At 60.3% G+C, this 13,859-nt stretch carries 11 protein-coding genes and 1 pseudogene; all 12 read left to right on the top strand.

Going from position 1 to position 13,859, the window contains the following annotated elements; all coding sequences use genetic code 11:
- The first annotated feature begins 351 nt into the window (after window positions 1-351).
- The 12 genes and pseudogenes from FQ755_RS08385 (at window position 352) to FQ755_RS08335 (ending at window position 13,835) form a co-directional block, all read left to right on the top strand.
- Window positions 352-1,812, top strand: a complete 1,461-nt coding sequence (locus FQ755_RS08385) for an ABC transporter substrate-binding protein (protein ID WP_222105727.1) — start codon at window positions 352-354, stop codon at window positions 1,810-1,812.
- Between the two features lie 72 nt (window positions 1,813-1,884).
- Window positions 1,885-2,904, top strand: coding sequence for an ABC transporter permease (locus FQ755_RS08380; protein ID WP_144153024.1), 1,020 nt, complete (start codon window positions 1,885-1,887; stop codon window positions 2,902-2,904).
- Between the two features lie 4 nt (window positions 2,905-2,908).
- Window positions 2,909-3,085 (top strand): annotated as a pseudogene (locus FQ755_RS38640) (ABC transporter permease); the annotation flags it as partial.
- 15 nt (window positions 3,086-3,100) lie between these two features.
- Entirely contained in the window at window positions 3,101-3,784 is a 684-nt protein-coding gene (locus FQ755_RS08375; protein ID WP_260858431.1) for an ABC transporter permease, read from the top strand.
- A complete protein-coding gene (locus tag FQ755_RS08370) occupies window positions 3,781-5,883 on the top strand; it encodes an ABC transporter ATP-binding protein (protein ID WP_144153020.1) in 2,103 nt (700 codons plus the stop codon). Before FQ755_RS08375 ends, FQ755_RS08370 begins: the two co-directional genes overlap by 4 nt.
- A complete protein-coding gene (hydA, locus tag FQ755_RS08365) occupies window positions 5,880-7,316 on the top strand; it encodes a dihydropyrimidinase (RefSeq protein WP_144153018.1) in 1,437 nt (478 codons plus the stop codon). The genes FQ755_RS08370 and hydA overlap by 4 nt, the downstream gene beginning before the upstream one ends.
- Entirely contained in the window at window positions 7,313-8,074 is a 762-nt protein-coding gene (locus tag FQ755_RS08360; RefSeq protein ID WP_144153016.1) for an SDR family NAD(P)-dependent oxidoreductase, read from the top strand. The genes hydA and FQ755_RS08360 overlap by 4 nt, the downstream gene beginning before the upstream one ends.
- 51 nt (window positions 8,075-8,125) lie before the next feature.
- On the top strand, window positions 8,126-9,151 hold the full coding sequence (locus FQ755_RS08355) for an NAD-dependent epimerase/dehydratase family protein (RefSeq protein WP_144153014.1): 1,026 nt from the start codon (window positions 8,126-8,128) through the stop codon (window positions 9,149-9,151).
- A gap of 17 nt (window positions 9,152-9,168) precedes the next feature.
- Complete coding sequence (locus tag FQ755_RS08350; protein WP_144153012.1) at window positions 9,169-10,101, top strand: polysaccharide deacetylase family protein; 933 nt, start codon at window positions 9,169-9,171, stop codon at window positions 10,099-10,101.
- Window positions 10,019-11,791: a thiamine pyrophosphate-requiring protein gene (locus FQ755_RS08345; protein WP_313957437.1), complete on the top strand. Its 1,773-nt coding sequence runs from the start codon at window positions 10,019-10,021 to the stop codon at window positions 11,789-11,791. The genes FQ755_RS08350 and FQ755_RS08345 overlap by 83 nt, the downstream gene beginning before the upstream one ends.
- 24 nt (window positions 11,792-11,815) lie before the next feature.
- Complete coding sequence (locus FQ755_RS08340) at window positions 11,816-13,153, top strand: dihydroorotase (RefSeq protein ID WP_144153007.1); 1,338 nt, start codon at window positions 11,816-11,818, stop codon at window positions 13,151-13,153.
- Window positions 13,140-13,835 (top strand): SDR family NAD(P)-dependent oxidoreductase, encoded by a 696-nt coding sequence (locus tag FQ755_RS08335; RefSeq protein WP_144153005.1) that lies wholly within the window; start codon window positions 13,140-13,142, stop codon window positions 13,833-13,835. Before FQ755_RS08340 ends, FQ755_RS08335 begins: the two co-directional genes overlap by 14 nt.
- Window positions 13,836-13,859: the final 24 nt, after the last annotated feature.

Below are 13,859 nucleotides of genomic sequence, written 5' to 3'. Positions count from 1 at the left end.
CATCGGTGATGTCGCTTTTTGTACCTGAAATGTCGCATATGCGTTTTTTTCAAAAAGTCGAATCGCCGTAACCTTCCATCAGTCGTTCATTGCCAGCCCGCCCATTCATCCGGAGAAAACGCAGTGTCCAGGAATTCCAGACCAACGCAGCATCCTTATATCCCAGTTCTCGTCGAGGACCTGAAGAGCGGGACTATCTCGCGCCGTCATTTTCTGCGCACTGCAACGTTGCTCGGATTGTCGGCCGTCACGGCATACACGCTGAGTGGTGAGGCAAATCCATTCATTGGCGAGGCGCAAGCTGCCGATGCACTGCCTAAAGGCGGCCATCTCCGAATCGGGATGCGTTGCATGGAAATCAAGAGTCCGCACCAAGCCGATTTCGCCGAAAAATCAAACGTGATCCGCCAGGTGTGCGAGTTTCTGACGTTCACGGGCAACGACAATATCACGCGTCCGTATTTGCTGGAGCGGTGGGAGGCAAGCGACGACCTCAAGACCTGGACGCTGCACATCCGCAAGAACGTGAAGTGGCACAACGGCCGCGCGCTTAATGCAGACGACGTCGTGTGGAACCTCAAGCGCGTTTGCGATCCCGCTGTCGGTTCGTCCCAGCTTGGATTGTTCACTGGATATCTCGTTCAGGAATACGACGCTGGCGAAAAGGACGCGAGCGGGAAGCCGAAAAAGTCGAGCCGCTTGTGGTCCGATCACGCGATCGAAAAAGTCGATGACCTCACGGTCAGGCTGAACTGTTTTGCTCCGCAGATTGCCGTCCCGGAACATCTGTTCCATTACGCGATGTTCATCATCGATCCGGCCGACAAGGGCATGTTCGGTCCTGGCGCCAACGGCACCGGACCATTCGAACTTACCTCATACACGGTGGGCAAGGGTGCGACGTACAAGGCGCGCAAGGACTACTGGGGCACCGGTCCCTATCTCGACACGTTTGAGTTCATTGACCTTGGAGACAACGCTGGTGCTGGAATCTCGGCAATGGCCTCGCAGCAGGTGGACGGCCTCTCCGAGGCTGACGCGGTTCAGGTGAATGCCATGAAGCGCTTGCCTCACGTACAACCGTATAGCGTGCTGACTTCGCAGACCGGCGTGGCGCGTATGCGTGTCGATCACAAGATCCTGGGCGACCCTCGCGTGCGCAAGGCCATGAAGCTTGCGATCGACCATCAGAAAATCATCGCAACATCTCTGCTCGGCGCGGGTACCTCGGCTGAGGATCACCACGTTGCGCCGGTACACCCCGAATACTTTCCCTTGCCAAAATACGGCCGGGACGTTGAACAGGCAAAGAAGCTGCTGGCCGAGGCGGGTTATCCGAACGGCTTCGAGATCGATATGGTGACGCGTCCTGATCCGATCTGGGAGCTGAACACGGTCCAGGCTTTGGCTGAACAGTTCAAGGACATCGGCGTAAAGGTGACGATCAAGCCGCTGCCTAGCGCTCAGTACTGGGAAGTCTGGACGAAGGTGCCGTTTAGCCTGACCGGCTGGGGCCATCGTCCGCTTGGCGTGATGACACTCTCCCTTGCGTACCGGTCCAATGCCGCGTGGAATGAGTCAGGTTACGCGAACCCTGAATTCGATGCGCTGCTTGATCAGGCCGACGGCATTCTCGACCCGAAGAAGCGCAGCCTGGTGATGGCCAAGATTGAGAAGCTGATGCAGGAGGATGGTCCAATCGTACAGCCTTTCTGGCGTGCGTTTTCGACGGTCATGGACAAGAAGGTCAAAGGCTTTTCTGTTCATCCGTCGCAATACATCTTCGCGAATCAGTACGCTGTGAGTGCTTGAGCTTATAAACCGCGCCGCTGAGGCGCGGTACCGGATGTCGCAAGAGGGTACCAACTGTGAGTTTCTGTGGCCATGGCTTCATTTCTCGTTAAGCGCATCACCTTGATGATGGTCACGATGCTGTGTGCATCGTTCATCGTCTTCGCAGTCTCGGAGTTCACGCCAGGAAGTGTTGCGCGCCGTACTCTTGGGCCGTATGCGACGCAGCAGCAAGTGGATTTGCTCGCCCAGCGTATGCATGCAGACGATCCTCTGATGGTCCGTTATGGTCGCTGGCTCGGCGTTCTTGCCGGTGTCATGCCGGATCCTCTTGAGGACCCAGCTAATGGACTGGGTTTCACCGATCCGCGCGGATCCCGCTACTTTGGCAACTTCGGATACTCGACGCTCTACAAGCTCCCGGTCAACGACGTCATGTGGAAGCGCCTCGGGCACACGGCGTTGCTGGCGGGTATCGCGTTCGCGCTGATCGTGCCGCTCTCCATGTTGTTCGGCATCCTGTCGGGACTCAGGGAGGGAGGTGCGCTCGACCGCATCCTCTCTGTTGTCTGCATTACCTTCACGTCAATTCCGGAGTTCGCGTCCGGCGTCTTTTTGGTGACGCTGTTTGTGATTCTCTGGCCGATCTTACCGGGCACAAGCCCTCTTGATAGCAATGAGGGCGGCCACTGGTCTATCGCATCGCAGATGGTGCTGCCGGTAGCGGTGCTGGTGCTCTACGACTTCGGCTATGTGGCCCGGATGATTCGCGTGTCGATGATCGGGGTGATGGAAAAGCCATACATCCGCACTGCAATCCTCAAGGGGCTGAGTCCCCGACAGGTCATTCTTGGGCACGCATTGAGAAACGCGATGATTGCGCCATTCACCGTGCTGCTACTGCAAATTAACTTCCTGATCGGCGGCGTGGTGGTGACTGAAATGGTCTTTGCCTATCCCGGCTTCGGCAGGATGCTGCTCGATTCAAGCATGTTCGGTGACATCGCCACGCTCGAGGCTGCCACCCTGGTTACGGTATTCGTCGCGGTCCTCACGCAATTCCTCGGCGACCTCGGGTACATGCTGCTCAACCCACGGATCCGTGTGAGGTAATCCCATGTCTTCGATTGATCCCAGTGTCGTGCCGCTAGCGGTGCGTACCTCACTTGCGCCAAGGCGCGCATGGACTCGACTTTTCAGCTCTCCCACCGCGGTAGTCGGGCTGTCATTGATCGTTTTCTGGATCGTACTGGCCGTACTGGCGCCTGTGTTGCCACTGCCGTCACCGACGGCTCAGGACGCGATGGCCATGGCCGATCCGACGCCCTCGGCGGCTCACTGGCTCGGTACGGACATCCTTGGAAGAGACATTCTTTCCCGTCTGATATTTGGCGCCCGCACGGTGCTGATGGTGGCGCCGCTGTCCGTGGCGGTTGCAATGGTCGCAGGCATCACGCTCGGCATGCTCGCAGGTTACTTCGGCGGCTGGATTGAGGCGCTGGTTGACCGTTTTTCCGACCTGGTACTCGCGTTTCCGGTGCTCATCCTCTATGTGATCCTGATTGCCAACGTTGGAGCCTCGGTCGTCAATATCGTCATTGCGACGACGATCGCTTCGGCGCCCGGCATTGGCCGCATCGTGCGCGGGCTCGTGCTCGATCTCAAGCAGCAGGAATACGTGGCGGCAGCGCGTCTACGCGCAGAGAGCACCTTTTACATCATCGTCTGCGAGCTGCTGCCCAACTGCCGCGGTCCGCTGCTGGTCGATGCGTGCCTGCGTATCGGCTACACGATCATCACAATCGGTGTGCTCGGTTTCCTCGGGCTGGGCCTTCCCCCGCCCAATCCGGACTGGGGTGGCATGGTCCGTGAAACTACGACTGTCATCAACGTCTGGCCGCTGATGTCGATTGCACCGTCGGTCGCGATCGTGAGCCTTGTACTTGGATTCAACCTGTTGGCCGACGGCATGCGGGAGGCCTGGAAACCATGAATGCAATCATTGACGCCGGCGTGCTTGAGAATCGCAACACGCCGACGCCGGATAACAAGGCTTTACTGGAAATCCGTAATCTTCGGATTGAATATCGTGGGCGCTACGAGTCGGTAGTAGCCGTGCCTGACGTGTCGCTGAGCATCGCTCCGGGCGAGAGCTACGGGCTGGTGGGCGAGTCAGGCTGCGGGAAGACTACGACGGCCATGGCGGTGATGGGGTACCTGGGCAGTACCGGGCGCGTCACGGGCGGCAGCATCCGCTTTGAGGGCGAAGAGCTCGTGGGAGCAAGTGCGGAGAAGCTGCGGGCGATTCGTGGCCGTCGCGTGGCCATGGTCTATCAGGAGCCGATGAGCGCACTCAATCCGGTCAAGACCATCGGCGCCCAGCTCGCCGAGGTGCCGCGCCGGCATCTGGGTTCGTCACGCGCCGAGGCGCGGGAGTTGTGCGCGACCATGCTGGAAAACGTCCGGCTGCCTGATCCGCTGGCGATGCTCAAGCGTTTTCCGCATCAACTATCGGGCGGCCAGCAGCAGCGTATCGTGATCGCGATGGCCCTGCTCGCGCGTCCGGCGTTGCTGTTGCTCGACGAACCGACGACCGGACTTGACGTTACCGTCGAGGCCGCGATTCTTGATCTGATCGCCGACCTGCGCAAGCAATACGGCACGAGCCTTCTTTACATCTCGCATAATCTCGGCCTGATCGCGAGTGCGTGCGACCGGGTTGGCATCATGTATTCGGGCGAGATGATCGAGGAAGCCGACACGCAGACGCTCTTCCGGCAGCCTCGCCACCCCTATACCCAGGGTCTGCTTGGCTGCATTCCGGGAATCGGCAGCGCCAAGGGGGCACGTGCGCTATCGCCTATTCCGGGCCATCTGCCGTCACCAGCCGAGCGCCCGCAGGGCTGCTCGTTTGGGCCGCGCTGCGCCCATTTTCAGAAAGACAAATGTGGTGAAGCCATCACGCTTGCTCCGGCTGCGAGCGAAGATCATCTGGTCCGATGCATACGCTGGCGGGACCTGACGCGCGAAAGCGTAGCCTTGGGCGGCGAAGTGGCGGTTGCGGCCGGGCATGAAACGGCATTGTCGATCACTGATGTGTCCAAGCAGTACCTGCTTGGCGGCGGACGTCGCACTGTGCAAGCCAACGAATCCGTATCGTTCGAGGTGGGCAAGGGAGAGATCGTGGGTCTGGTTGGGGAATCCGGCTGCGGCAAGTCGAGTCTTGCACGCATGCTTGTCGGCCTCGAAGAGGCGACGTCGGGTTCCATTCAGTATGCAGGAATCGAGCTGGCGCAAGTCCCTGCGAAAAAGCGCACTCGTGACATGCTGAAGTCGATTCAGATGGTTTTCCAGAACCCGGACAGCACGCTGAATCCATCACATTCGGTGGCTTCGCCTATTCGTCGTGCGTTGCACAAGTTCGGCGGCTACAAGGACAAGGCCGCGATCGAGCAACGCCTGCAGGAATTGCTCGAGCTCGTGCGATTGCCGGCCGAATTGGCGCAGCGCCGCCCCTCGCAGTTGTCCGGCGGCCAGAAGCAGCGGATAGCCATCGCTCGCGCTTTTGCTACTGATCCATCACTCATCGTTGCCGATGAGCCGGTTTCGGCGCTGGACGTCTCGGTGCAGGCGGCGATCGTCACGTTGCTGCTGGCGATCCAGAAAGAGCAGCAGAGCACGATGCTTTTCATCAGCCACGATCTTGCGCTCGTGCGCCATATCGCTGATCGCATTGTCGTGATGTATTTGGGCCGGGTCATGGAAAAAGGGCTCGCGGAGGAAATTTTCGCGCCACCGTACCACCCTTACACCGAAGCGCTGCTGTCAGCGGTCCATAGTCCGGACGCGTCGGTGAAACAACAGGATCGAATCCGCTTGACCGGCGAAACCCCAAGCCCGATCAATGTACCGGCGGGATGCCGTTTTGCCTCACGGTGTCATCGCAAGATTGGCGAGATTTGCGACACCGTTGCACCACCCGTACGGCGGGCGTCGCAAACGCACGAAATTGCCTGCCACATCAGCCTTGAGGAGTTGCGTACGATGCGCCCCGTTTTCCAGCAGAGCGCACCGATGGGGAACCTCGCGTGAATGGCGAAAATTTTCCCTTCGACCTTGTTATTCGTGGCGGTACGGTCGTATTGCCCGAAGGCGCTGCCGAGGTCGACATTGGGGTACGCGATGGGCGGATCGCCGAGCTGGCTGCAGGGCTGCCTGCCGGGCGGGAGGAGTTGTCAGCCGAGGGGCGCATTGTGCTGCCCGGTGGTGTCGATGCTCACTGCCATATGGATCAGCAGCCCTGGGAAGGGCGGTCCACGGCCGACGATTTCCAGAGCGGCACGCTTTCTGCGTTGTGTGGCGGCACGACTACGATCATTCCGTTCGCGATGCAGATGCGCGGCCAGGCGCTCTCCGAAGTGGTCGCGGACTACCACGAGCGCGCACTTCCAAAGGCACACATCGACTATACGTTTCACCTGATCGTCGGAGACCCAACGCAGCAGCTTCTGGAAGAGGAGCTGCCACGACTGATTGCCGAGGGCTGCACCTCGGTGAAGGTCTACCTGACATACGAAGGGTTGAAGCTGGACGATTACGAGGTTCTCGAAGTACTCAACGTGGCGCGCCGAGAGGGTGCGATGGTGATGGTGCATGCGGAGAACGACGCGTGTATCCGCTGGCTGACGGACCATTTTCTGAAAGCCCGCAAAACGCAGTTGCGCTATCACGTGGTCTCGCATCCGGCCATCGGTGACCGTGAAGCAACTTTCCGCGCGATCAGTCTGGCTGAGGTCATCGAGACGCCTATTCTTGTTTGTCACGTGTCCGCGGCGGCTGCAGCCGAGGAAATCCGGCGAGCAAAAAAGCGTGGTCTGCCCGTCTATGCGGAAACCTGTCCACAGTATCTTTTTCTCGCTGCGGAGGACATTGATACGCCTGATCTGTCCGGCGCGATGTGTGTGTGTACGCCGCCGCCGAGACCGCGTGAGAACCAGGCTGAAATCTGGCGTGGGCTGCTCGACGGGACCCTCGAAGTGTTCTCTTCCGATCACTCGCCGTGGCACTACAGGGACAAGATCTCCGGCGGCCCGGATACACCGTTCACGCGTATCCCCAACGGGGTGCCAGGCATCGAAACTCGCTTGCCATTGTTGTTTTCAGCGGGCGTGAATGGTGGGCGTATGTCGCTGATGCAGTTTGCGGAATTGACCTCGACGACGCCAGCACGCCTGTATGGTCTTTATCCGAGGAAGGGGGTGATCGCGATTGGGTCGGATGCCGATTTGGCAATCTGGGACGCCGGGCGCGAAGTGACGATTCGAAACAGCATGCTGCATCACGCAACCGATCACACTCCGTATGAGGACATGGTTGTGCACGGTTGGCCCGTGACCACAATTTCTCGAGGCGAAATTGTCTGGCATGAGGGCAAGGTCAGTTCAACGCCAGGACGCGGTCGCTTCATTGCTGCCGAACGCCCGTTCACGCCACAAACCCGCTTGCCGTCGGTGCTCGAATCATGACAGGCGTCAGCAATCGACTTGATGGCAAGGTGGTGCTGATCAGCGGCGCGGCAAGCGACATCGGGGTTGCCATCGGTGCCCGTTGCATCGCCGAGGGCGCGACCGTAGTGTGCGCGGATCTCGATGCGCAAGCCGCAGCCCGTACCGCGCGGCAACTCGGTCCCGCCGCGCTGGATGCGCGCTGCGATGTGACCGACCTCGAATCCGCACGCGCAGTGGTCGAACTGGCCCGTTCGAAGTTCGGACGGCTCGACGGCTATGTTCACAACGCTGCCGCGCCATGGCACGAAGGCTCCGTGGAGGACCTCGATCCCGAGCATTGGCATCAGGAAATCGACGTTTCGCTCACCGGCGCGTTTCTGATGAGTCGCTTCGTGGTGCCGCTAATGCGCACGAGCGGTGGCGGCTCCATCGTACTGGTCGCTTCACAGTTGGGCCATGTCGCGGCCGCCCGCTCGGTCGCCTACTGTGCGGCCAAGGCAGGATTGATCCATCTTGCACGCCTGATGGCCGTCGATCATGCGGAGGCGGGCATACGCGTCAACAGTTTATCCCCCGGTGCTGTGCGTACCGGCCGGTTGTTGCGCTCGTGGTCTTCTCTTGACGAGGCCGATATGAAACTAGGCCCGGCTCACGTGCTGGGGCGGATTGGCCGCCCCGAAGAGGTAGCGTCGAGCACGGCATTTTTGCTGAGTGAAGACGCGTCGTTCGTGACCGCTACAGACCTGCTGGTGGACGGCGGATATATCGCGCGCTGACTCGCGGGCACCCCGTCACTGCGAAGTAACCTCTTTTTTTCAGGAATTTAGATGAACTTACTGATTACCGGCGGGACCGGCTTCGTTATGAGCGTGGTCGCCCGCGAGTGGCTCGAGCGGCATCCTGGCCGACGAGCCGTCATCCTTGACCGCGCGGGACTGGACACAACGGCGCAAGCCTGGTTCGCCCCTGTGCGCGAGCGGCTTACCGTCGTTGAAGGAGACGTTCGCGATCCGTCGGGTTGGTCAGCCGAGCTCGATCGCCACGAGATCACAGCAGTGGTACACGGTGCTACGGTTACGCCGATCTCGCGTGGCAGCGCGCAAGAGGCGGCTCACGTGCCGCCCGAGGCCCTGATGCCGGCCAGGATCATGGACATCAACCTGATGGGCACGGTGCAATTGCTCGAGTGGGCGAGGCAAAGCGCAACGATCAAGCGCTTCATTTACATCAGCTCCGGTTCGGTCTACCGGCACCATGGTCCGGACTGGTCGCCCGAGCCGCTGCCCGAAGACGGCTACGTCGCACCTCTCACGCTGTATGGGATCTCCAAATTTGCCTCGGAGATGGTGGCCAATCGTTATGCCGATCTGTTTGGGCTCTCAGTGGCGTCCGTGCGGTTGTCCTCGATCTATGGCCCGATGGACCGTGCGACTGAAAGCCGGAATTTTCGCCACGTACCTAACCGGGTCGCACAGATGGCACTGGACGGCGAAGTCATCCGGCCCAACAGCTTGCAATCCGTGGGCGACTATCTGCATTCGGTGGACGCTGCGCAGGCGATTCTTGCGCTCACGGAAGCATCGCGGCTGCGTTACCGGCACTACAACGTGGCGAGCGGTGTGACCACGAGTATTGGCGACATCATCGGCTGGGCGGCGGAGCGCGTGCCTGGTATTCGCTACGAAGTGGCTGATGAAGCGAGCGCGAATGTGATTCAGGACCCGGCATTGGCGACTGGAATGTGGGGCGCCTATGACATATCCCGGCTCGAGCGTGACACCGGCTGGCGCCCGCGCGAAGGCCGCGACGCCTTTCACGATTATATGGACTGGCTTGTCGCAAGCCGTTCCTGAACGAGAGACTTGTACCCATGACCGACATTCAGACGCAGGGCCCAGCACGGGATTTTATTGGCTATGGCCGTACGCCGCCGTTCGTTACGTGGCCGGCCGGCGCGAAGGTGGCAATCAATCTCGTGCTTGTCTACGAGGAGGGTTCTGAATATTCGTGGCTCGAAGACGGCCGCAATGACAACTGGGGCGAATACAACCTGAGCGCAAGCCCGAACTTGAGAGACCTTGGTACGGAAACCCATTTCGAGTACGGCAGCCGCGCGGGCGTCTGGAGACTCGCCAGACTGTTCGACCGTTACGGGATTCCTGTCACCGTTTCTGCGTGCGCGGTGGCGCTGCAGCGTAATCCAGAGGTGGCTGCATGGATGAAAGATCGAGGGCACGACCTCCTCGGTCACGGTTTGCGCTGGACGGACTATCCGGGAATGAGTCTCGAGGAAGAGCGCAGGCAATTGCAGGAGGCGATCAGTCTCTATCGCGAGGTACTCGGCACCCATCCGCCTGGCTGGAACTGCCGCTCGTTTCCTAGTGTGAATACGCGCGACCTGATCATCGAGGCAGGGGGCTTTCTCTACTACTCCGATCCATGCAATGACGACATTCCGTACTTCGTCAAGCATGACGGTGGCGAGTTGCTGGTCGTCCCGTATTCAAAAACGCTCAACGACAGCCGATACCTCATCGCACCGGGATACAGCAACCCGCGCGATTTTGCCGAAGATTGCCGTGCTGCGATCGACTACCTGATCGAGGAAGCGGGTGAGGCGGGCGGCAAGATGCTGACCATCGCAGCGCATGCTCGCTGGAGCGGACAGCCGAACCGTGCTTCGGGTTTGCGCGAGGTGATCGAACACGTGGGCCGTTCACATGGCGAGGCAGTGTTCATGCGGCGCGAGGACATTGCACGCCATTGGCTCGCCAACCACAATTTGTTTCAGAAGGGAGCCTGAACGTAATGGTGTCAGCAACATGGTCGACCGGCCGGGGTGCACGATGACGGGAGCACAAATCGTAGCGTCTATCCTCAAGCAGCAGGGCATGAAACATATCATCGGCTTTCCGAGCAGCGGGCTGTTCGATGCGGCGGCCGAACTGGACGTGCCGCCAGTCATTGCGCGGACGCCGCGAGTCGCAGTCAATATTGCGGAAGGACATGCACGCACGACGCCAGGCGACGACCTGACGGTTGTCACTGTTCAATATGGGCCAGGTGCAGAAAGTGCATTTGCCGGCATCGCGCAGGCATGGAACGATCGTGCGCCGATTTTGTTTTTGCCAACCGGTTATCCGCGCGGTTCGGAGGCGGTAGCGCCCAATTTCGAGGCGCGTCGCAATTTCACCCACATCACCAAGTGGTGCGAGTCGGTGACCCGCATCGAAGATTTACCGCAATTGCTGTTCAGCGCTATCTCGCGTGTGCGCAATGGTCCGCCCGCGCCGGTGTTGCTCGAGCTGCCCGTGGACCTGCTCGCGCAACAATACGAATCTGAGCTTCCAGCTCATGGACAGGTGCGTCGCGCACGTCCGCAGGCCGATGCGGCCGAGATCGACGAGATCGTCGAGACTTTGCTGCGAGCCCGCAATCCGGTGATTCTCGCCGGTCAGGGCGTTCTCAACGCGCACGCTTCCGTGGAGCTCGCCGAATTCGCGGAACTCGTCAATATTCCTGTGATGACCACGCCGAACGCCAAGAGTGCGATGTCCGAACGACACCCACTCGCGCTCGGCACGGCCGGGCGGGCTCGTCCGGCCACGGTTGATCGTTTCATCGAACGGGCGGACGTCATTCTGGCCTTGGGCAGCAGCCTTACGCGCTCGTACTACATCCGGTCTGTGCCGGCCGGCAAACAGGTTTTGCAGGTCAGCATCGACCCGGGCGACCTGGGGAAGGACTATCCGGTGGCGCTTGGGGTGGTTGGCGATTGCCGGTCCGTGTTGCGCCAGATGCTGGCTCGCGTCCGGCAGGATCCGGCGGCGCTGGCACAACGCGCTGGATGTGGCGATGAGTTGATGCGGGAAATCGCGACTTGTCGTGAGGCTTTTATGGACCAGTGGATGCCACTCATGAATGCGTGTGGCAGCCCGATCTCTCCCTACCGGGTGGTGTGGGAAATCATGCAGGTGCTCGATCGGGAAAAGGCCATCGTTACTCACGATGCTGGCAATCCGCGCGACCAGTTCATTCCGTTCTACGACGTGACCGAGCCTCGCGGCTACCTTGGCTGGGGCAAAACCACGCAACTCGGTAGCAGCCTTGGTTTCGCAATGGGCGCGAAACTCGCGCGGCCTGATGCGATCGTAGCCGCCGTCATGGGGGAATCTGCGTTCGGCATGGTGGGTATCGACTTCGAGACGGCCGTGCGTTGCAAGTTGCCAGTTCTGGCTATCGTGCTGCGCAATCACGTTCTCGGCGGCTACGCCGCGAGCATGCCGGTGGCCACCAGAAAGTATCAGGCCAACCGCATGTCAGGCGAGTACGCACCGATCGCACGGGCACTGGGGGGGCATGGCGAGTGCGTCGTCGACACGGAGCAGCTGCGCGAAGCGCTGCTGCGTTGCGTTGCAACGGTGCGAGACGGTCGCGCGGCATTGCTTGAGGTGGTCACGCACGAGGAAAGCCGGCTCGCGGGTTTGAGCTGATCGCCCCTTTCATGGAGAAACAAGGTGTTTGATCTGGTATTGCGCGGCGCAACGATAGTAGAGGCAAGCGGTACGTTACGTGCAGACCTGTGCGTAAGCGGCGGCCGCGTGGCTGCCTTGCTCGATCCGGAGACTCCGGCCACCGCAAAGATTGAACGCAGGGTGGACGGGTGCTACCTGTTGCCTGGGCTGGTCGACGCGCACGTCCATCTGCGCGAACCCGGTCTTACGTATAAGGAAGATTTCGCGTCGGGCACACGTGCCGCTGCAGCAGGCGGCGTAACTACGTTGCTCGACATGCCTACTGATGAACCCTGGACCGACAGCGTTGAATCGCTTATCGAAAAACAGCGGCTGGCTGAGGGGCGTTTGCATGTTGACGTCGGCTTTCAGGTGGCATTGCGTCGCGACGCGCGCGATTTGCTGGCAGTCTGCGCACTCCATCCGGTATCCGTTGAGGTTTTCACCGCTGACGTACCTGCGGCTTATCTGCATGACACGCAGGCTTTGTTGATACATGCGCTGAATCTGGTGCGGCCACTTGACGTTCTCGCGTGCGTATCGCCTGGCGACCAGTCTCTATTAGAGGCTGCACCAACAGGAGGGGTGGACGCATTCCTGGCCAGCCGGCCGCCGCTGGCCGAAGCGAGCGGCATTGCCAGGACGATCCTTGCCGCAGCCGAAGCGAATGCGCGCGTTCATCTGCGGCAGACCAACTCGGCGCTGGGCATTGCAACATGGCGTCGTATGCGCGGCCTGGCGGATACCAGCATTGAAACGACTCCGCAGTGCCTGCTTTTTACCGCGGATGACTACGCGGAGCGCGGTGCTGACCTTAAGGCATCGCCGCCGATGCGCTCGGCAGAGGACCGCGATGCACTGCTGGCAGCCTTGCGTGAAGGTCTCATCGATATCGTGGCTACCGACCATGCGCCACATGCCCGCGCCGAGAAGAGGGCGCACTACGGCTCGTTTGCAGACATACCAGGCGGGATGCCAGGGGTGCAGACCCTGCTGGCCACCATGTTGCACTTCGTAGCCACAGGCGACATCGATCTGCCCGCGCTCATTCGTATGTGCTCGGCAAATCCTGCACAGCGTTTTGGAATCGGAGACCGCAAGGGCTCGCTGGCACGAGGGCGAGACGCGGACATTCTCGTGCTGGATCCACGGCTCGATACACGTATCAGCCATGCAGAGCAGCTATCGCGTGCCGGGTATACACCGTTTGACGGCATGCAGGTACCCGGAAGGCTCACCACTGTGTTTCTGCGGGGCGTCCTGATTTACGAAGAAGGTCAACTGGCGGCGTCTGCACCCGCGGGAGCGATTATAGGAGCTTCGAATCATGGGATTGCTTGAAGGCAAGGTCGCTGTTGTGACGGGTGCGAGTTCGGGGCTCGGCCGGGCGATCGCTATCCGCTATGCAAGCGAAGGTGCGCGCGTCGTGCTTGCGGATCTGCGTGAGGCGCCGATCGAAGGTGGTGAGACGACACAGGTGCAGATAGAGCGTGCAGGAGGGACTGCCTTCAGCGTTCCCACGGACGTTTCCCGCTGGGATGAAATTGATCGGCTCGTCACCATCGCTGTAGAGCGCTACGGCCGTCTCGACATAATGGTAAACAACGCCGCTACCTATACCGGCACCAGCCTTGTCGAGACCGACGAAACTCAGTGGGAACACGTATTACGGGTGAACCTCACTGGCATGTTCCATGGTTGCAAGCGAGCGGTTCAGCAGATGCTTGTGCAGGCGCCCGTCGACGAGGTACGTGGACGTATCGTCAACGTATCGTCGCAGCATGGCATGGTGGCTTCACCCGGCGACTTCCCGTACGGCGTGACCAAAGGCGGTACCGTGCAGCTCACGCGGCAGGTCGCCGTTGACCACGCCCCCGATCTGATCGTCTGCAATGCGGTCGCGCCAGGCAAGATCATGACAGCGGAAGTTTTCAAGGTAGTTGTCGCCTCGCCGCATAAGATTTACGCTGCTTTTCGCTCTTGGTGCCGGGGTTGCGCGATGGCGCTGTTTTGTTCAGCGTGATCGGGATTCAGATGCACGACATGA

The organism is Paraburkholderia sp. BCC1885, from assembly GCF_900996235.1.
Lineage (GTDB): Bacteria > Pseudomonadota > Gammaproteobacteria > Burkholderiales > Burkholderiaceae > Paraburkholderia.
The sequence above is the reverse complement of the archived record's forward strand: the minus strand, read 5'-3'. Positions and strand labels throughout refer to the sequence as shown.

What these genes read in the sequence shown, in the direction of transcription:
- FQ755_RS08375 (WP_260858431.1), top strand. Translation starts at nt 3,101, where the DNA reads ATGGCCGATCCGACGCCCTCGGCGGCTCACTGGCTCGGTACGGACATC.
- FQ755_RS08370 (WP_144153020.1), top strand. Translation starts at nt 3,781, where the DNA reads ATGAATGCAATCATTGACGCCGGCGTGCTTGAGAATCGCAACACGCCG.
- FQ755_RS08360 (WP_144153016.1), top strand. Translation starts at nt 7,313, where the DNA reads ATGACAGGCGTCAGCAATCGACTTGATGGCAAGGTGGTGCTGATCAGC.
- FQ755_RS08345 (WP_313957437.1), top strand. Translation starts at nt 10,019, where the DNA reads ATGGCGAGGCAGTGTTCATGCGGCGCGAGGACATTGCACGCCATTGGC.
- FQ755_RS08350 (WP_144153012.1), top strand. Translation starts at nt 9,169, where the DNA reads ATGACCGACATTCAGACGCAGGGCCCAGCACGGGATTTTATTGGCTAT.
- FQ755_RS08335 (WP_144153005.1), top strand. Translation starts at nt 13,140, where the DNA reads ATGGGATTGCTTGAAGGCAAGGTCGCTGTTGTGACGGGTGCGAGTTCG.
- FQ755_RS08385 (WP_222105727.1), top strand. Translation starts at nt 352, where the DNA reads ATGGAAATCAAGAGTCCGCACCAAGCCGATTTCGCCGAAAAATCAAAC.
- FQ755_RS08355 (WP_144153014.1), top strand. Translation starts at nt 8,126, where the DNA reads ATGAACTTACTGATTACCGGCGGGACCGGCTTCGTTATGAGCGTGGTC.
- FQ755_RS08380 (WP_144153024.1), top strand. Translation starts at nt 1,885, where the DNA reads ATGGCTTCATTTCTCGTTAAGCGCATCACCTTGATGATGGTCACGATG.